This is a genomic window from Streptomyces sp. NPDC029466 (genome assembly GCF_055574515.1).
In genome coordinates this window covers 1-18,412 of sequence record NZ_JBVHZH010000011.1, presented here as the reverse complement: position 1 = coordinate 18,412, position 18,412 = coordinate 1, and the positions used below count along the sequence as shown (strand labels likewise).

Genomic DNA, 18,412 nt, shown 5'->3' with positions numbered 1-18,412 from the left:
TACTTCTGCCGGGAACCCGGGTTACGCCCCGGGATAACACAGAACGCTGACAACTTTTGGCCCCGCCTGCGAGCAGACGGGGCCAAAGAAAAACGGGAGCGCTGAGCGGTCAGGCCGGGAGGACGACCACTCGACGCTGCGGCTCCTCGCCCTCGGACTCGCTCCGGAGCCCGGCCGCCGCCACCGCGTCGTGGACGACCTTGCGCTCGAAAGGCGTCATCGGGTCGAGCTTCACCGGCTGCCCGGTGCCCTTCGCCTCCTCCGCCGCCTTCGCGCCGAGCTCCGAGAGCTCCTCACGCTTACGCGCCCGGAAGCCGGCGATGTCCAGCATCAGACGGCTGCGGTCACCGGTTTCACGGTGAACGGCCAGCCGGGTCAGCTCCTGAAGAGCCTCCAGCACCTCACCGTCGCGGCCCACCAGCTTCTGGAGGTCACGGCTGGTCGAGTCGCTGATGATCGACACCGCGGCGCGGTCGGCCTCGACATCCATGTCGATGTCACCGTCGAGGTCGGCGATGTCCAGCAGACCTTCGAGGTAGTCGGCCGCGATCTCGCCTTCCTGCTCCAGGCGGGTCAGGGTGTCGGTGCCCTTGGTGGCAGGGGTCGTGTCCGTCACGAAAGGACTCCTTCTTACTTCTTGGTCGGGTGCTTGGGGCGCTGCTGGCCCTTGCGCTGTCCGGACTTGGTCGTGCGGGACCCGGAGGCGCCGCCCTTCCCCTTGTCTTCCTGCGCGTCCTTCTTCTCCAGCGACGGCTTCTTCGCCGCACCCTGACCGGAGCCCGAGGCCCCCGACGCCGATCCGGCACGCGTACGGTTCTGTGCACCGCCGGCCGGAGCGCCGCCGGTCTGCCGCTTGCTCTTCGTCTGGCGCTTGGGCTGCTGGCGGTTCTGGCGCGCTTCCTCGGCTGCCTGCTTCGCGGCGACCTCGGCCGGGTCCTCGACGATCTTGCCCGCGGCCCGCAGCCGCTCCTGGCGCTCCTCGAAGGCCTTGCTGCCGGGGGTCGGGTTACGACGGATGACGAACATCTGCTGGCCCATGGTCCACACGTTGGTGGTCAGCCAGTAGACGAGAACACCGACGGGGAAGTTGATACCGAAGACGGCGAACATGATGGGGAAGACGTACATCAGCATCTTCTGCTGCTGCATGAACGGCGTCTTCACCGTGAGGTCGACGTTCTTGGTCATCAGCTGGCGCTGCGTGTAGAACTGCGACGCCGACATCAGGACGATCATGACGATCGTGACCACGCGGACGTCGACCACAGAAGCACCCAGGCTCTGGATCTTCTCCGCGCTGTCCATGAACTTCGCCGCCAGCGGCGCACCGAAGATGTGGGCCTTCTGCGCGCTCTCCAGAAGCGGCTGGTCGATGACACCGACCACCTTGTTCTGGGCGATGTGGTTCAGGACCTGGTACAGCGAGATGAAGAACGGCGACTGGGCCAGAATCGGGAGACAGCTCGAGAGCGGGTTGGTGCCCGTCTCCTTGTAGAGCTTCATCATCTCTTCGGACTGGCGCTGCTTGTCGCTCTTGTAGCGCTCCTGGATCGCCTTCATCTTCGGCTGAAGCGCCTGCATGTTCCGCGTCGACTTGATCTGCTTCACAAAGAGCGGGATCAGGCAGATACGGATCAGCACCACCAGCGAGACGATGGACAGACCCCACGCCGCGCCACTGTCCTTGTCAAAGATGAGGCTGTAGAACGAGTGGAACTGGACGATGATCCAGGAAACAGCGATATAGAGGGGACTGAGGATCGTGTCCACGAATCAGGCTCCTTGGACGTTGGGCTGAGTCTCGGGCTGGGCGACAGGCTCAGGGACGGTGGGCCCGCCCAGGCGGCTCCTCAGCCGCTGATGCCAAACCGGACGCTTCCGGGGAGGGACGTGGTCGACGCCCCCGAGCGACCACGGATTGCACCGCAGGATGCGCCAGGCTGTCAGCGCAGTCCCTTTCACCGCGCCGTGCCGGTCGATGGCCGTATAGCCATAGTGCGAGCACGACGGGTAGTACTTGCAGACCGGTCCCAGCAGGGGGCTGATGGTCCACTGATAGATCTTGATCAAAAGCAGCAGCGGGTACTTCACTGTGCGCTCCCTCCCGGGTCCCGTCCGGAGCTCCGGGGGCCCGCGGGGCAGCTGCTGTCGGTCGCAGCCCCCGAGGGATTGCAGCCTCTCGGCGCCCCTCCCAGCAGCCGCTCGAAGGCGGCGTCCAGGTCGCGGGCCAGCTGATCGTGATCCGCGTCACCCGCACCGGGCAGGGCCCGTACGACAACCAGGCTACCGGCGGGCAGCCGGTCCAGCCGATCGCGCACGAGATGGCGGAGTCTGCGCTTGACCTTGCTGCGCACGACAGCGATGCCCACTGCCTTGCTCACGACGAAACCCGCACGTGCCGGGGGAACACTTTCCCCCGACCCGTGCGGGTCCGTTGCACCGCTGCGAAGATGAACGACAAGGAGCGGGCGCCCGGCCCTGCGTCCCCGGCGTACCGCGGTCGCAAAGTCCTCGCGCCGCCTCAGCCGATACTCGGTAGGCAGCACGTCATGGACCTAGGTTGCTGCTCAGGCCGACAGGCGGGCGCGACCCTTGCCACGGCGGGACGCGAGGATCGCGCGGCCGGCACGGGTCCGCATGCGCAGACGGAAGCCGTGGGTCTTCGCGCGACGGCGGTTGTTCGGCTGGAAGGTGCGCTTGCTCACTCGGGGGCTCCAGGAATGCTTGTTGTCTCAGGAGAGACAGATGTGGGGCGTCGACTGGCTGTCACCGTGCGCCCACGAGTAGCTCGCAACGCCTAAGTGCACCGCTACACGATCACTTCGAGCGTGATCTTTGCCCATCGGAGGCAGGCGGCAGCAGCCATCGACAACTCGACCTGGTCACGGTACGCGCGGCTACGCCATCCGGTCAAACCGGCTCCTCGGCATCGCCTGCCGACCCCTTGTCAGGACACACTATGCACAGCCTGTGGACAACAACTTGAATCCCCAGGCCCGCCCTGACTACCGTGGCTGAACTTCGATTCCTTCCCGCCCGTCCTGAGAATCACACATTCGTGGGACTGTGAGAGAGCGTGCCCTGTGGCTGATGTACCTGCCGATCTTGCCGCAGTGTGGCCCCGCGTGCTCGACCATCTCCTCCGTGCGGAGGCCGACGGCCTCAAGCCCAAGGACCAGGACTGGCTCAAGCGCACCCAGCCGCTGGCGCTGGTCGCCGACACCGCGTTGCTCGCTGTCCCCAATGAATTCGCCAAGGGTGTGCTCGAAGGCCGGCTGGCGCCGCTGATCGGGGAGGCCCTCAGCCATGAGTGCGGCCGCCCGATCCGGATCGCGATCACCGTGGACGACTCTTCCGAGGAGCCCCCGGCGCAGTCCACACCGCCGGCACCTCAGCACCAGTCGCCCCAGCACCAGTCATCCCAGCAGCACCCGCCGCACCACCAGCAGCCGCATCAGTCTCAGCAGCAGCACGATGCGTACGACGGCTACGAAACCCGGCACGACAGCCGGCAGGGTTACAGCCACCAGGGCGACGACCTGCCCGGCGTGCGGCCCGCCTACCCGGACTACCAGCCTCCCCGGCACGAGCCCGGCGGCTGGCCGCAGATGGGCGGCGGCCCCGGTCCGCGCGACGACTACGGCTGGCAGCAGCAGCACCTCGGCGGCTTCCCCGAGCGTGACCCGTACGCCTCCCCGTCGTCCCATGTACCGCAGCATCAGCAGCGGCAGAACGACTACCGTCCGCAGGCGCCCGACCGCAACGGGCCGCCGCAGCACTCCGACGGTCCGCGCTCCCCTTATGACCAGCCGCGCCGCGACCTCTCCGAGCACCAGCCCGGCGGGCACACCGGCCGCTCGGGCACCCCCGGCGCCGGCCCCGGCGCCGTGCTTCCCGCCCCCAGCGGTGCGCCCAGTCCGCTCGCCGCGCAGCCCGCGCCGGCCACCGGCCCCGGTGAGCCGACCGCGCGGCTGAACCCGAAGTACCTCTTCGACACCTTCGTCATCGGTGCCTCGAACCGCTTTGCGCACGCCGCCGCGGTGGCCGTCGCCGAGGCGCCGGCCAAGGCGTACAACCCGCTGTTCATCTACGGGGAATCGGGGCTGGGCAAGACCCACCTGCTGCATGCGATCGGGCACTACGCGCGCAGCCTGTATCCGGGCACCCGGGTGCGGTATGTGAGCTCGGAGGAGTTCACCAACGAGTTCATCAACTCCATCCGCGACGGCAAGGCGGACGCGTTCCGCAAGCGCTACCGCGACATGGACATCCTGCTGGTCGACGACATCCAGTTCCTGGCGAGCAAGGAGTCGACGCAGGAGGAGTTCTTCCACACCTTCAATACGCTGCACAACGCGAACAAGCAGATCGTGCTCTCCAGTGACCGGCCGCCCAAGCAGCTGGTCACCCTGGAGGACCGGCTGCGCAACCGCTTCGAGTGGGGTCTGATCACCGACGTCCAGCCGCCCGAGCTGGAGACCCGGATCGCGATCCTGCGGAAGAAGGCGGTGCAGGAGCAGCTGAACGCGCCGCCGGAGGTGCTGGAGTTCATCGCGTCCCGGATCTCGCGGAACATCCGTGAGCTGGAGGGCGCGCTGATCCGGGTCACGGCGTTCGCCTCGCTCAACCGGCAGCCGGTGGACCTGGGGCTGACCGAGATCGTGCTGAAGGATCTGATCCCCGGCGGCGAGGACGCCGCGCCGGAGATCACCGCGACCGCGATCATGGCGTCCACCGCGGACTACTTCGGGCTGACCATCGACGATCTGTGCGGCTCCTCGCGCAGCCGGGTCCTGGTGACCGCCCGCCAGATCGCCATGTATCTGTGCCGCGAGCTGACCGATCTCTCGCTGCCGAAGATCGGCGCGCAGTTCGGCGGCCGGGACCATACGACCGTGATGCACGCCGACCGCAAGATCCGCGCGCTGATGGCCGAGCGGCGTTCGATCTACAACCAGGTCACCGAGCTGACCAACCGCATCAAGAACGGCTGAGGCCGGCCCACAGGACGCCCAGGGCGCTCCGGGATCCGCTCCCGGTGCGCCCTTCGTCATACGGGGACCGCCACCCGGCGAGCGGCCCGGTCGCACCGTTCTCCTGGATGCCCCCGACTCCCTTCCGCTTCTCTCTGCGGCGTCCCGCGCGCTCCGGCCGCGCGCGTCCGATCGCGAAACGCAGCTCTCCCGGACCCGCTTCGAGCCCCCGACCGCCCACTCGGATACACCCCACCGTCGTCCCAAACCTGTGGAGCGCGCCTGCTGTGTTCGATTCCGCGGCGGGACACGGCCTCTCTCCACAGATTGGGCAAGAATCTTCCGTCCACACCTTGGGGAGGGGAAAGTTATCCCTGTGGGATCCACAGGCAGGTGTACTGACGGGGCATCGGGGGAGGTCAGCCGCGTGTGGATTTGTGGCCAACCTTCTTCCACAGGGTGTGGACAGAGGATTCGTCCACAGGGCGGCCGAGCTCTTGTCCACCGCTCGCCCACAGGCAAGCCGTTGTTGTCCCCAGCAATCCCCAGCTTCTCCACACCGCTGTCCACTGTTCGGCAACACGACACCCGCCCTCACCGGGCCGAGTGAAAGCCGTCACACCAAGGTGGTCGGTTGGGCTGTGGGGAACGTGGGTAAAGCTGGGGATGGCACTGGGGAGAAGTACCTGTCTCCTGTGCATCGGGTGTGCAGAACTTCCGGCGGTCCACAGAACCGCCCGCTTATCCACGGCCGCCACCCACAGGGGCGGTGGACAAAAAATCCGCGTTGACCTGCGCAAAAGCGGTTGTCCACGGTTTCCACAGCCCCTACTACTACGACCACGGATATCTACCGGGGAACTCGTTCGGAAACGGGGCCTGTGCACAAGTTGGCCGCCGGGTGTCCGCCCTCGGCCGAGTCGACTTGACCCCGAGCCGCACCGACTGTCGGTGGCGTGCGTCAGACTGGTCTCCGGCAACCCAGCCGACGACGAAGGCCAGCAGGGCGAAGAGCCAGCAACAGCAGGAGGCGGTTTCCGGTGAAGATCCGGGTGGAGCGCGATGTACTCGCGGAGGCAGTGGCCTGGGCGGCCAAGAGCCTCCCGGCCCGTCCGCCGGTGCCCGTCCTCGCGGGCCTGCTGCTGAAGACGGAGGACGGCACGCTGAGCCTCTCCGGCTTCGACTACGAGGTCTCCGCACGGGTCTCGGTGGACGCGGAGGTGGAAGAGGAGGGCACGGTCCTCGTCTCCGGCCGGCTGCTCGCCGACATCTGCCGTGCGCTCCCCAACCGCCCGGTGGAGATTTCCACCGACGGTGTACGGGTCACCGTCGTCTGCGGCTCCTCGCGGTTCACCCTCCACACCCTTCCTGTGGAGGAGTACCCGTCCCTGCCGACCATGCCCACCGCCACCGGCACCGTCCCCGGTGAGGTCTTCGCCGCGGCCGCCGCCCAGGTCGCCATCGCCGCCGGCCGTGACGACACCCTTCCGGTGCTCACCGGCGTACGGATCGAGATCGAGGGCGACACGGTCACCCTGGCCTCCACCGACCGCTACCGCTTCGCCGTGCGCGAGTTCCTGTGGAAGCCGGAGAGCCCGGACGCCTCCGCGGTCGCGCTGGTCCCCGCCAAGACGCTGCTGGACACCGCCAAGTCCCTGAGCAGCGGTGACACCGTCACGCTGGCGCTGTCCGGCTCGGGCCAGGGCGAGGGCCTGATCGGTTTCGAGGGCGCCGGACGCCGGACGACGACCCGTCTGCTGGAAGGCGACCTGCCGAAGTACCGCACGCTCTTCCCGACCGAGTTCAATTCGGTCGCCGTGATCGAGACCGCCCCGTTCGTCGAGGCCGTCAAGCGTGTGGCCCTGGTGGCCGAGCGGAACACCCCGGTCCGGCTGAGCTTCGAGCAGGGCGTGCTGATCCTGGAGGCCGGCTCCAGCGACGATGCACAGGCTGTGGAGAGGGTCGACGCCGATCTGGACGGCGACGACATCTCGATCGCCTTCAACCCCGGCTTCCTGCTGGAGGGCCTGTCGGCCATCGACTCCCCGGTGGCGCAGCTGTCCTTCACGACCTCGACCAAGCCCGCGCTGCTGAGCGGCCGGCCGGCCAAGGACGCCGAGGCGGACGACGCGTACAAGTACCTGATCATGCCGGTGCGGCTGTCGGGCTGACGACCGGAGCGCGGGTCACGCGGGTGGCGGCATGCCGTCGCCCGCGTGACCCGCGGCCGCCGGACGGCGGACCGGGCCACGGGCCTTGCGGCGGCCGGCTGAGGGGCCCCTGATGAGCGGCTGAGCCCACAGGTGTGCGCGGACCTGCGGGCGTAGGCTCGGTCCCGGGTACACCAGCAACGTCTACGTGCAAAGAGGGTCTCTGATGGAGCTCGGTCTCGTCGGTCTCGGCAAGATGGGCGGCAACATGCGTGAGCGCATTCGCCGCGCCGGCCACACCGTCATCGGATACGACCGCAACCCGGACCTGGCGGATGTCAACAGCCTCCAGGGGCTTGTGGAGAAGCTCAAGGGTCCGCGGGTCGTCTGGGTCATGGTGCCGGCCGGTGCCGCCACCCAGTCCACGATCGACGAGCTGGCCGAGCTGCTCTCGCCGGGCGACATCGTCGTCGACGGCGGCAACTCCCGCTGGACCGACGACGAGAAGCACGCCGAGGAGCTGAAGGCCAAGGGCATCGGCTTCGTCGACTGCGGTGTCTCCGGCGGTGTCTGGGGCCTGGAGAACGGCTACGCCCTGATGTACGGCGGCGACAAGGACGATGTCGCCAAGGTGCAGCCGATCTTCGACGCGCTCAAGCCCGAGGGTGACTTCGGTGCGGTGCACGCCGGCAAGGTCGGCGCCGGCCACTTCGCGAAGATGGTCCACAACGGCATCGAGTACGCGATGATGCAGGCCTTCGCCGAGGGCTGGGAGCTGCTGGAGAAGGTCGACTCCGTCACGGACGTCCGCGAGATCTTCCGCTCCTGGCAGGAGGGCACGGTCATCCGTTCCTGGCTGCTCGACCTGGCCGTCAACGCGCTCGACGACGACGAGCACCTGGAGAAGCTGCGCGGCTTCGCCGCCGACTCCGGCGAGGGCCGCTGGACGGTCGAGGCCGCCATCGACAACGCCGTGCCGCTGCCCGCGATCACGGCCTCGCTCTTCGCGCGGTTCGCGTCCCGTCAGGACGACTCCCCGCAGATGAAGATGATCGCCGCGCTCCGCAACCAGTTCGGTGGGCACGCGGTCGAGAGCAAGAAGTAGCGGACACCGCGCACACCGCAGCAACCAGAAGCAGCAGTCAGCAACAGTAAGCAGCAGCCGGGGGAGGTCGGCGCCCAGCCATGCACGTATCGCATCTGTCCCTCGCCGACTTCCGCTCGTACGCCCGGGTCGAGGTGCCGCTCGATCCGGGCGTCACGGCGTTCGTGGGCCCCAACGGGCAGGGCAAGACCAACCTGGTCGAGGCGGTCGGCTATCTCGCCACGCTCGGCAGCCACCGCGTCTCCTCGGACGCCCCGCTGGTGCGGATGGGCGCCGAACGGGCCATCGTCCGGGCCGCGGTCGTCCAGGGCGAGCGGCAGCAGCTGATCGAGCTGGAGCTCAACCCGGGCAAGGCGAACCGCGCCAGGATCAACAGGTCTTCGCAGGTCAGGCCGCGGGATGTGCTGGGCATCGTCCGGACGGTGCTGTTCGCGCCGGAGGATCTGGCGCTGGTCAAGGGCGATCCGGGGGAGCGCCGGCGGTTCCTGGACGAGCTGATCACCGCGCGCTCGCCGCGGATGGCCGGGGTGCGCTCGGACTACGACCGGGTCCTCAAGCAGCGCAACACCCTGTTGAAAACCGCCGCGTTGGCGCGGCGGCACGGCGGCCGGCAGATGGATCTGTCCACCCTCGACGTATGGGACCAGCATCTGGCCCGCGCGGGCGCCGAACTGCTGGCGCAGCGGCTCGATCTGGTCGCCGCGCTGCGGCCGCTCGCGGACAAGGACTATGACCAGCTGGCGCCGGGCGGCGGGCCGCTGGCGCTGGAGTACCGCGGTTCGGCGGGCGAGGCGATGGCCGACGCCACCACCCGCGAGGACCTGTACGGCGTGCTGCTGGCGGCGCTCGGCGAGGCCCGTAAGGGAGAGATCGAGCGCGGGGTGACGCTGGTCGGCCCGCACCGCGACGATCTGGTGCTCAAGCTGGGGCAGCTCCCGGCGAAGGGCTACGCCAGCCATGGCGAGTCCTGGTCGTACGCGCTGGCGCTGCGGCTGGCCTCGTACGACCTGCTGCGGGCGGAGGGCAATGAACCGGTGCTCGTCCTGGACGACGTCTTCGCCGAGCTGGACGCGCGCCGTCGTGAGCGGCTGGCGGAGCTGGTGGCCCCGGGCGAGCAGGTACTGGTGACGGCCGCGGTGGACGACGATGTGCCGGGCATCCTGGCCGGGGCGCGCTACGCGGTGTCCGACGGCGCCGTGGAGAAGGTGACCCCGTGAGCGAGGAGCAGCCCGAGCGGCCCAAGGCCCCGGAGCTCTCCGGGGTGGATCTGGCCCGCCAGGCGCTGGTGGCCGCCAAGGAGCAGGCGCGGGCGCGGGGCGCGGCCGCGCAGCAGAAGAAGCAGGCCAGGCGCGGCGGACTGCGCTCGGGGGCGCGGGCGGACGGCCGCGATCCGCTGCCGCTCGGTGCGGCGATCAACCGGCTGATCACGGAGCGCGGCTGGGAGACGCCGGCGGCGGTCGGCGGTGTGATGGGGCGCTGGCCGCAGCTGGTCGGGCCCGAGGTGGCGCAGCACTGCGAGCCGCAGAAGTACGACGAGGACGCCCGGGTGCTGACGGTCCAGTGCGATTCGACGGCGTGGGCGACGCAGCTGCGGCTGCTGGCCCCGACGCTGGTGGCCCGTCTCAACGAGGACCTGGGCCACGGCACCGTAAAGGTGATCAAGGTGCTGGGCCCCGGTGGTCCGGCACGGCGCTACGGATCGTTGCGCGCCCCGGGCAGCAAGGGCCCCGGCGACACCTACGGCTGAGCCCCCGGCCCCATGGATGACCTGCGCTAGACGCCTGTATACGGGTGAGGCGGATGAGACTCCGCTCACCGTAGCCGCCGGTTGACAGTCCGAAGCGCTGAGTGCCCGTGTGAGCGTCCTGAGGCCCCGTCTCGGATATGGGGAGTCGGCGGACGCCAGTTCAGGGCGGCACATGACGACTCAGGTACCTGCAAACCCCCATGAGTGTCGGCGCCACCGGTACACTGGTAGCAATCCCGCCCACTCGCGGAACATGTCGAACGACGCAGCCGCTCCCGCCTGTCCTCCTGGGGTGACCCGCACAGGCGCGGAAGGGCTTGTGCTGTGCCAGAAAGGGCGCTTCGTGGCCGACTCCGGCGACCTCAACGAGAACAACACGGCTTCTACTGAAGAGGGGGTTCCTGTCGGCCCGACGGGCGACTCCGCGGTGGAGAAGTCGTACGACGCCAGCGCGATCACCGTCCTCGAGGGCCTGGACGCGGTCCGTAAGCGTCCCGGCATGTACATCGGCTCCACCGGTGAGCGCGGTCTGCACCACCTCGTGCAGGAGGTCGTCGACAACTCCGTCGACGAGGCGCTGGCCGGCCACGCCGACACCATCGACGTCACGATCCTGGCCGACGGTGGTGTGCGCGTCGTCGACAACGGCCGGGGTATCCCCGTCGGCATCGTGCCGTCCGAGAACAAGCCGGCCGTCGAGGTCGTGCTGACCGTGCTGCACGCCGGCGGCAAGTTCGGCGGCGGCGGGTACGCGGTCTCCGGTGGTCTGCACGGCGTGGGTGTGTCCGTCGTGAACGCCCTGTCGCAGCGGGTGGCGGTCGAGATCCGCACGGACGGCTACCGCTGGACCCAGGAGTACAAGCAGGGCGTGCCGACCGCCCCGCTGGCCCAGCACGAGGCCACCGAGGAGTCCGGCACCTCGGTCACCTTCTGGGCCGACGGCGAGATCTTCGAGACCACCACCTACAGCTTCGAGACGCTGTCGCGGCGCTTCCAGGAGATGGCGTTCCTCAACAAGGGGCTGACCATCTCGCTCAAGGACGAGCGCCCGGACCACGTGGACGAGGACGGCAAGCCGCTCGCGGTGCGGTACCACTACGAGGGCGGCATCGTCGACTTCGTGAAGTACCTCAACTCCCGCAAGGGCGAGCTGGTGCACCCGACGGTGGTCTCGGTGGAGGCCGAGGACAAGGAGCGCAGCCTCTCCGTCGATCTCGCGATGCAGTGGAACACCCAGTACAGCGAGGGTGTCTACAGCTTCGCGAACATCATCCACACCCATGAGGGCGGTACCCACGAGGAGGGCTTCCGCGCCGCGCTGACCGGCCTGATCAACCGCTATGCGCGCGACAAGAAGCTGCTGCGCGAGAAGGACGACAACCTCACGGGTGAGGACATCCGCGAGGGTCTGACGGCGATCATCTCGGTCAAGCTCGCCGAGCCGCAGTTCGAGGGCCAGACCAAGACCAAGCTGGGCAACACCGAGGTGAAGACCTTCGTCCAGAAGGTGGTCCACGAGCACCTCAACGACTGGCTGGACCGCAACCCCAACGAGGCCGCGGACATCATCCGCAAGGGCATCCAGGCGGCCACCGCGCGCGTGGCGGCCCGTAAGGCGCGCGATCTGACCCGCCGCAAGGGCCTGCTGGAGACCGCGTCGCTGCCCGGCAAGCTGAGCGACTGCCAGTCCAACGACCCCGAGAAGTGCGAGATCTTCATCGTCGAGGGTGACTCCGCCGGCGGCTCGGCCAAGTCCGGCCGTAACCCGGAGTACCAGGCGATCCTCCCGATCCGAGGCAAGATCCTCAACGTCGAGAAGGCCCGGGTCGACAAGATCCTCCAGAACAACGAGGTCCAGGCGCTGATCTCGGCGTTCGGCACGGGTGTGCACGAGGACTTCGACATCGAGAAGCTCCGCTATCACAAGATCATCCTGATGGCGGACGCCGACGTCGACGGTCAGCACATCAACACCCTGCTGCTCACCTTCCTCTTCCGCTTCATGCGGCCGCTGGTCGAGGCCGGGCACGTCTACCTCTCCCGCCCGCCGCTGTACAAGATCAAGTGGGGCCGGGACGACTTCGAGTACGCCTACTCCGACCCGGAGCGGGACGCGCTGATCGAGCTCGGCAAGCAGAACGGCAAGCGGATCAAGGACGACTCGGTCCAGCGGTTCAAGGGTCTCGGTGAGATGAACGCCGAGGAGCTGCGGGTGACGACCATGGACACCGATCACCGTGTCCTCGGCCAGGTCTCCCTGGACGACGCGGCCCGCGCGGACGACCTGTTCTCCGTGCTGATGGGCGAGGACGTCGAGGCGCGCCGCTCGTTCATCCAGCGCAACGCCAAGGACGTCCGCTTCCTCGACATCTGAGCCCTGTCGGCCCGTACAACAGCCGCAGCTCGAAAGGACTTTGAACCACCATGGCCGACGAGAACCCCCCTGTGACCCCGGACGGCGTGACCGCCGAGGGCGCGCCCGCCGCCATCGAAGGCGTCGGGATGCGCGTCGAGCCCGTCGGGCTCGAAACGGAGATGCAGCGCTCCTACCTCGACTACGCGATGTCCGTCATCGTCTCGCGTGCGCTGCCGGACGTCCGGGACGGCCTCAAGCCCGTCCACCGCCGCGTCCTGTACGCGATGTACGACGGCGGCTACCGCCCCGAGAAGGGCTTCTACAAGTGCGCCCGCGTCGTCGGCGACGTCATGGGTACGTACCACCCGCACGGCGACTCCTCGATCTACGACGCACTGGTGCGCCTGGCGCAGCCCTGGTCGATGCGGATGCCGCTGGTCGACTCCAACGGCAACTTCGGCTCCCCGGGCAACGACCCGGCGGCCGCCATGCGGTACACCGAGTGCAAGATGGCGCCGCTGTCGATGGAGATGCTCCGGGACATCGACGAGGAGACCGTCGACTTCCAGGACAACTACGACGGCCGTAACCAGGAGCCGACGGTCCTGCCGGCGCGCTTCCCGAACCTGCTGATCAACGGGTCGGCCGGTATCGCGGTCGGTATGGCCACCAACATCCCGCCGCACAACCTGCGCGAGGTCGCGGCCGGTGCCCAGTGGGCGCTGGAGCACCCGGAGGCCTCCTCCGAGGAGCTGCTGGACGCGCTGATCGAGCGGATCAAGGGCCCGGACTTCCCCACCGGTGCGCTGGTGGTGGGCCGCAAGGGCATCGAGGAGGCCTACCGCACCGGCCGCGGCTCGATCACGATGCGCGCGGTGGTCGAGGTCGAGGAGATCCAGAACCGCCAGTGCCTGGTGGTCACCGAGCTCCCGTACCAGGTCAACCCGGACAACCTCGCGCAGAAGATCGCCGACCTGGTCAAGGACGGCAAGGTCGGCGGCATCGCGGACGTCCGCGACGAGACCTCCTCCCGTACGGGCCAGCGTCTGGTCATCGTCCTCAAGCGGGACGCGGTCGCCAAGGTCGTCCTCAACAACCTCTACAAGCACACCGACCTGCAGACCAACTTCGGCGCGAACATGCTCGCGCTGGTCGACGGGGTGCCGCGCACGCTCTCGCTGGACGCCTTCATCCGCAACTGGGTGACGCACCAGGTCGAGGTCATCGTCCGCCGGACGAAGTTCCGCCTGCGCAAGGCCGAGGAGCGGGCGCACATCCTGCGTGGTCTGCTCAAGGCGCTGGACGCCATCGACGAGGTCATCGCGCTGATCCGGCGCAGTGAGACGGTCGAGGTCGCGCGCGAGGGCCTGATGGGCCTGCTGGAGATCGACGAGATCCAGGCGAACGCGATCCTGGAGATGCAGCTGCGCCGGCTGGCCGCCCTGGAGCGCCAGAAGATCACCGCCGAGCACGACGAGCTCCAGCGCAAGATCAACGAGTACAACGCGATCCTGGCCTCCCCGGAGCGGCAGCGCCAGATCATCAGCGAGGAACTCGCCGCGATCGTCGAGAAGTTCGGCGACGACCGGCGCAGCAAGCTGGTGCCGTTCGAGGGCGACATGTCCATCGAGGACCTGATCGCCGAGGAGGACATCGTCGTCACGATCACCCGTGGCGGCTATGTGAAGCGGACGAAGACCGACGACTACCGCTCGCAGAAGCGCGGCGGCAAGGGCGTCCGGGGCACCAAGCTCAAGGAAGACGACATCGTCGACCACTTCTTCGTCTCGACGACCCACCACTGGCTGCTGTTCTTCACGAACAAGGGCCGGGTCTACCGCGCCAAGGCGTACGAACTCCCCGACGCGGGACGGGACGCGCGGGGTCAGCATGTGGCCAATCTCCTCGCCTTCCAGCCCGACGAGCAGATCGCGCAGATCCTGGCGATCCGCGACTACGAGGCCATGCCGTATCTGGTGCTCGCCACCAAGGCCGGCCTGGTGAAGAAGACGCCGCTCAAGGACTACGACTCGCCGCGGTCCGGCGGTGTCATCGCGATCAACCTGCGCGAGCAGGAGGACGGCACGGACGACGAGCTGATCGGCGCCGAGCTGGTGTCGGAGAACGACGATCTGCTGCTGATCAGCAAGAAGGCCCAGTCGATCCGCTTCACGGCGACCGACGAGGCGCTCCGGCCGATGGGCCGGGCCACCTCCGGTGTGAAGGGCATGAGCTTCCGCGAGGGCGACGAGCTGCTCTCCATGAACGTGGTCCGCGCCAACACCTTCGTCTTCACCGCCACGGACGGCGGCTACGCCAAGCGCACCGCGGTCGACGAGTACCGCGTCCAGGGCCGCGGCGGTCTGGGCATCAAGGCCGCCAAGATCGTCGAGGACCGGGGTTCGCTGGTCGGCGCGCTGGTCGTCGAGGACACGGATGAGATCCTCGCGGTGACGCTCGGGGGTGGCGTGATCCGGACGCGGGTCAACGAGGTGCGGGAAACGGGCCGTGACACCATGGGCGTCCAACTGATCAACCTGGGCAAGCGTGATGCCGTCGTCGGCATCGCATGGAATGCCGAGGCCGGCCGGGAAGCCGAAGAGGTCGACGGGGGCGGCGAGCCCGACGAGACCGCGGCGGACGGGGCCGTTCCCGCGGAGACCGAGGGCGAGCAGCCCACGGCGGAGTAACACGAGGAGTAGATCGTGAGTGGAGCCACGGGCGCTGCGGCGGGTGGAACGGGAGCCGAGAAGGACTCCTCGTCCGGACCCGCGACCGTGACGGAGGACAGCGCCCGTGGCTCCGCCGTTTCCGACACCGGCCCCCGGGACGAGGGCTCACACCAAGGGGAACCCGTGACCGAAGCCCGCCAGCCGCAGCCGAAGCCCCAGGCGAAGGCCGGGAGCGGCGCACAGCAGCCGTACCAGCCGCCTCAGGCGTATCCCACCGACGGCGGACAGAGTGACGGGCAGGCGGTGCGCCGGCCCCGTACGGGCGCCACCACGGCGCCGCGGACCCGCAAGGCCCGGCTGCGGGTGGCCCGCGCCGATCCGTGGTCGGTGATGAAGGTCAGCTTCCTGCTCTCCATCGCGCTGGGCATCTGCACCGTCGTGGCCGTCGCGGTGCTGTGGATGGTCATGAACGCGATGGGCGTCTTCTCCACGGTCGGCGCGACGGTCAGTGAGGCCACCGGCTCCAGTGAGGGCGGCGGCTTCGATCTCCAGTCGTTCCTGTCGCTGCCGCGGGCGCTGCTGTTCACCTCGATCATCGCGGTGATCGACGTGGTGCTGGCGACGGCCCTGGCCACGCTCGGTGCCTTCATCTACAACCTGTCGGCCGGGTTCGTCGGGGGCGTGGAGCTCACCCTCGCCGAGGACGAGTGAGTCCCTCGTGGGAGGGCGTTCGCCAGGCTCCGTGAACCGATTTTGGGAACGCCTCTGAAGTGCGCTAATCTTCTGGTGCAGCGAGCGCGCGGCTATAGCTCAGACGGTTAGAGCGCTTCCCTGATAAGGAAGAGGCCCCAGGTTCAAGTCCTGGTAGCCGCACTGCACAATCGGCCCGGCCGGGGAACTCCCCGGCCGGGCCGATTCGTTGTACGGAGGCGGAAGTTGGCTCGCGGTGCGTGCCTCGGAAGAGGTGTTGCCGACCGCGGGCTAGGTAACCGATCGGTATCGGTCGGTGTGTATCATCGGCCGACATAGGTCCCCTACGTCAACGAAAGACGAGGTCGCGCGGTGAAGAAGCTTCTCCTGGTCGCACTGGCCGCCATCGGCGGGCTCCTCGTGTACCGCCAGATCCAGGCGGATCGCGCCGAGCAGGATCTGTGGACGGAGGCGACCGACTCCGTGCCCGCAGGTTCGGGTGTCTGAGACCCCTCCACGCACAGCAGGTTCGTACGGACCCCGATTGCCCCCGGGCGGTCGGGGTTTCGTGCGTCCGAGGGGCGGGCGGGCGCTCTGCTGCCCGGGGTGGCGGCGGTGCCGGAGTGGCTGATTGTCGTGGGCCTACCGTGCCGGCGTTCTTCTTGTGTTTGCTATAGCACATCATTAGCTTGCAGTAGCAAATCTTCTGTCTGTGGTGTGACCAGCAGGGCGGAAGGGGGGCGGGGTATGGCGCGACGGCCGCACTGGGGGTGGTGGCGTTGCTCGGGGGGCTTCTGTCGACCTTGGCTTCCCCCATCACTTCAGGCCATCGCTGCCACACCGGGCAGGGCGCCGGTTTCCAGGTGGCGGGCACGGCCCGTGCGCAACTGGAGTGCATCGCCCAGGCCGGCAAGCGCTCGGACGTCGAACGGTGGCCGATGGAGCTGACGTTTCACGTGGAACATCCGCTGAAGAGGGGCGTCACGGCCGCGCGATCGGTCGGCTGGGGCCAGCAGCTGCGCTACGACGTGGAGTTCGCCAACGAGCCGATGGTCCGGGGCTTCGGCGCCCATACGTCCTTCGGCGGCATCAAGGTACGAATTGCGGTGCTGGGCAAGGAGATGGGCGGACCGCAGGCCAGGGCCACCGCGCTTCCGGCCGGTGCCTCCCGGAGCGATTCCGGTTCCTCTGCGGACGAAACGCGGGGTGGCGGTGGAGGATGGCCCACAACACGTGTGGCGGCGGCCGCGTGCCGACGGCGGGAATTCGGATCCGATGAGGGGTGGCTCGTGGTGACGGGGCGCACGACGTACAGGGGCATAGCCGTGCTGGCGGCGCTCGCCGCGGTGCCGATCCTGCCGGGGACGGTGGGTGTGGCCTCCGCCGACGAGGTTCCGCACTACCGCATGGCGGAGGGCGCCACGAAGATCGCGGGCAGCCCCAAGTCCACGGACGCACCGACGCTCAAGCCCGGTCTGCACACCGACGCCATCAAGCGCGGCGAGCAGAAGTGGTACGCCGTCAATCTGGACGCCAGGACCAATGCGTACTTCTCGGCCGTCGCGGCGCCCACGCCCGGCACCAAGGTCGCGGACTACGGCGACAAGCTGACCCTGAGCGTCCAGGACAGCAACGGCACGAGCTGTGGCTCGGAGGCGCGGCCGTCCTTCAACGGCGGCGGCATGGCGTACCCGATCGCCGACTACGTCACCCGCCGCATCGGCGCCGACCGTACGGAGTGCCAGAAGGCCGGCCCGTACTACCTCGTGATCACCCGCGAGGGATCAAAGCCCTCCGGCCCCGACAGCTGGCCGCTGGAGATCAACTACCTCAACGAGCCCCGGCTGGAGGGCAGTACCCCCGCCAAGCCCGGCCAGGGCACCTGGAGCACCGAAACACCGGCACCGCGTACGGACGCCACCAAGCGCAGCGCCAGAGGCGGCACCGGCTTCAATGACGCGGGCTCGGTCGCCCCGGGGGTCTGGAAGGACCGGATCAGGCCGGGCGAGACGCGCTTCTACCGCGTACCGGTGGACTGGGGACAGCGGCTCAACCTGAGCGCCGAGCTGCCGAACGCGACGTCGACCCGGTCCTCCGCCTTCCTCGCCAGGGTGCTCGGGCTGGCCGTCTACAACCCGGCGCGCGGTGCGGTCGGCGACCCCAGCTTCGTCTCGTACACCGGGAAGCCGGCCGCCGCCAAGGAGTTCACCGCGCCGGTCGACTACGGCAACCGCTTCGACTCCACCGGCTCGGTCAACGCGATGCGGTTCGCGGGCTGGTACTACCTCGCGGTGAGCCTGCACCCCGATGCCGCGCAGTACTTCCCCAAGGGCGCGGAGCTCACCCTCCGGGTGGATGTCCGGGGCACCGCCAAGACCGGGCCCGGCTACGCGGGGCCGGCCGGCGTCTTCTCCGTCACGCCCGAGGACCAGGAGACGGCGCAGAAGGGCCAGACCGCACAGCAGGCGGCGAAGAGCGGCGACTTGATGACGGTGGCCTACGCGGGGATCGGCACCGGTGTGGTGCTGCTGCTGGGACTGGGCGCGTGGACGCTGGTGGCCCGGCGGTCCGTGGCCGGTGCGGCGGGCCCGCCGACCGGACCGGCTACCGGGGGGGGGGGGGGGGGGGGGGGAGGGGGGGGGGGGGGGGGGGGGGGGGGGGGGGGAGAGAAAGAACAAAAAAAAAAAGGGGGGGCGGGGGAAGGGGGGGGGGGGGGGGT

14 protein-coding genes, 1 tRNA gene and 1 pseudogene are annotated in these 18,412 nt (G+C 68.7%); 11 read left to right on the top strand and 5 right to left on the bottom strand.

The window, feature by feature from the left end; genetic code table 11:
* Positions 1 to 109 precede the first annotated feature (109 nt).
* From ACZ4XD_RS11610 to rpmH, 5 genes and pseudogenes are all read right to left on the bottom strand, one after another.
* Positions 110 to 616: a Jag family protein gene (locus ACZ4XD_RS11610; protein ID WP_042150991.1), complete on the bottom strand. Its 507-nt coding sequence runs from the start codon at positions 614 to 616 to the stop codon at positions 110 to 112.
* Between the two features lie 14 nt (positions 617 to 630).
* Positions 631 to 1,770, bottom strand: a complete 1,140-nt coding sequence (gene yidC / locus ACZ4XD_RS11605) for a membrane protein insertase YidC (protein ID WP_468040753.1) — start codon at positions 1,768 to 1,770, stop codon at positions 631 to 633.
* A 3-nt stretch (positions 1,771 to 1,773) separates the two neighbouring features.
* Positions 1,774 to 2,091 (bottom strand): membrane protein insertion efficiency factor YidD, encoded by a 318-nt coding sequence (gene yidD, locus ACZ4XD_RS11600; RefSeq protein WP_042150996.1) that lies wholly within the window; start codon positions 2,089 to 2,091, stop codon positions 1,774 to 1,776.
* Positions 2,092 to 2,177: 86 nt separating this feature from the next.
* Positions 2,178 to 2,546: pseudogene (gene rnpA, locus ACZ4XD_RS11595) on the bottom strand (ribonuclease P protein component); the annotation flags it as partial.
* A gap of 21 nt (positions 2,547 to 2,567) precedes the next feature.
* The gene (gene rpmH, locus ACZ4XD_RS11590; RefSeq protein ID WP_003949374.1) at positions 2,568 to 2,705 is read right to left on the bottom strand and encodes a 50S ribosomal protein L34; all 138 of its coding nucleotides are present in this window, start codon (positions 2,703 to 2,705) and stop codon (positions 2,568 to 2,570) included.
* A 378-nt stretch (positions 2,706 to 3,083) separates the two neighbouring features.
* Here rpmH and dnaA point away from each other — a divergent pair, with 378 nt between their 5' ends.
* The 11 genes from dnaA to ACZ4XD_RS11535 form a co-directional block, all read left to right on the top strand.
* Positions 3,084 to 4,994, top strand: a complete 1,911-nt coding sequence (dnaA, locus tag ACZ4XD_RS11585) for a chromosomal replication initiator protein DnaA (RefSeq protein WP_468040749.1) — start codon at positions 3,084 to 3,086, stop codon at positions 4,992 to 4,994.
* A 1,019-nt stretch (positions 4,995 to 6,013) separates the two neighbouring features.
* Positions 6,014 to 7,144, top strand: coding sequence for a DNA polymerase III subunit beta (gene dnaN / locus ACZ4XD_RS11580; protein WP_018092092.1), 1,131 nt, complete (start codon positions 6,014 to 6,016; stop codon positions 7,142 to 7,144).
* 205 nt (positions 7,145 to 7,349) lie between these two features.
* The gene (gnd, locus tag ACZ4XD_RS11575; protein WP_468040746.1) at positions 7,350 to 8,228 is read left to right on the top strand and encodes a phosphogluconate dehydrogenase (NAD(+)-dependent, decarboxylating); all 879 of its coding nucleotides are present in this window, start codon (positions 7,350 to 7,352) and stop codon (positions 8,226 to 8,228) included.
* An 80-nt stretch (positions 8,229 to 8,308) separates the two neighbouring features.
* Positions 8,309 to 9,445 (top strand): DNA replication/repair protein RecF, encoded by a 1,137-nt coding sequence (recF, locus tag ACZ4XD_RS11570; RefSeq protein WP_468040744.1) that lies wholly within the window; start codon positions 8,309 to 8,311, stop codon positions 9,443 to 9,445.
* Positions 9,442 to 9,975, top strand: a complete 534-nt coding sequence (locus ACZ4XD_RS11565) for a DciA family protein (protein ID WP_042151016.1) — start codon at positions 9,442 to 9,444, stop codon at positions 9,973 to 9,975. Before recF ends, ACZ4XD_RS11565 begins: the two co-directional genes overlap by 4 nt.
* Positions 9,976 to 10,294: 319 nt before the next feature.
* Positions 10,295 to 12,349 (top strand): DNA topoisomerase (ATP-hydrolyzing) subunit B, encoded by a 2,055-nt coding sequence (gene gyrB / locus ACZ4XD_RS11560; protein WP_468040741.1) that lies wholly within the window; start codon positions 10,295 to 10,297, stop codon positions 12,347 to 12,349.
* A 50-nt stretch (positions 12,350 to 12,399) separates the two neighbouring features.
* Positions 12,400 to 15,021 (top strand): DNA gyrase subunit A, encoded by a 2,622-nt coding sequence (gene gyrA / locus ACZ4XD_RS11555; protein WP_468040739.1) that lies wholly within the window; start codon positions 12,400 to 12,402, stop codon positions 15,019 to 15,021.
* A 15-nt stretch (positions 15,022 to 15,036) separates the two neighbouring features.
* Entirely contained in the window at positions 15,037 to 15,714 is a 678-nt protein-coding gene (locus ACZ4XD_RS11550; protein ID WP_468040737.1) for a DUF3566 domain-containing protein, read from the top strand.
* A gap of 88 nt (positions 15,715 to 15,802) precedes the next feature.
* A tRNA-Ile gene (locus ACZ4XD_RS11545) sits at positions 15,803 to 15,876 on the top strand.
* Between the two features lie 189 nt (positions 15,877 to 16,065).
* The gene (locus tag ACZ4XD_RS11540) at positions 16,066 to 16,200 is read left to right on the top strand and encodes a DLW-39 family protein (protein WP_003958712.1); all 135 of its coding nucleotides are present in this window, start codon (positions 16,066 to 16,068) and stop codon (positions 16,198 to 16,200) included.
* Between the two features lie 296 nt (positions 16,201 to 16,496).
* Positions 16,497 to 18,412, top strand: a 1,916-nt coding sequence (locus ACZ4XD_RS11535; protein ID WP_468040734.1) for a hypothetical protein, incomplete at its 3' end; no start/stop codon positions are given.

Coding starts and splice junctions, on each gene's coding strand:
- gnd (WP_468040746.1), top strand. CDS start 7,350: ATGGAGCTCGGTCTCGTCGGTCTCGGCAAGATGGGCGGCAACATGCGT.
- recF (WP_468040744.1), top strand. CDS start 8,309: ATGCACGTATCGCATCTGTCCCTCGCCGACTTCCGCTCGTACGCCCGG.
- gyrA (WP_468040739.1), top strand. CDS start 12,400: ATGGCCGACGAGAACCCCCCTGTGACCCCGGACGGCGTGACCGCCGAG.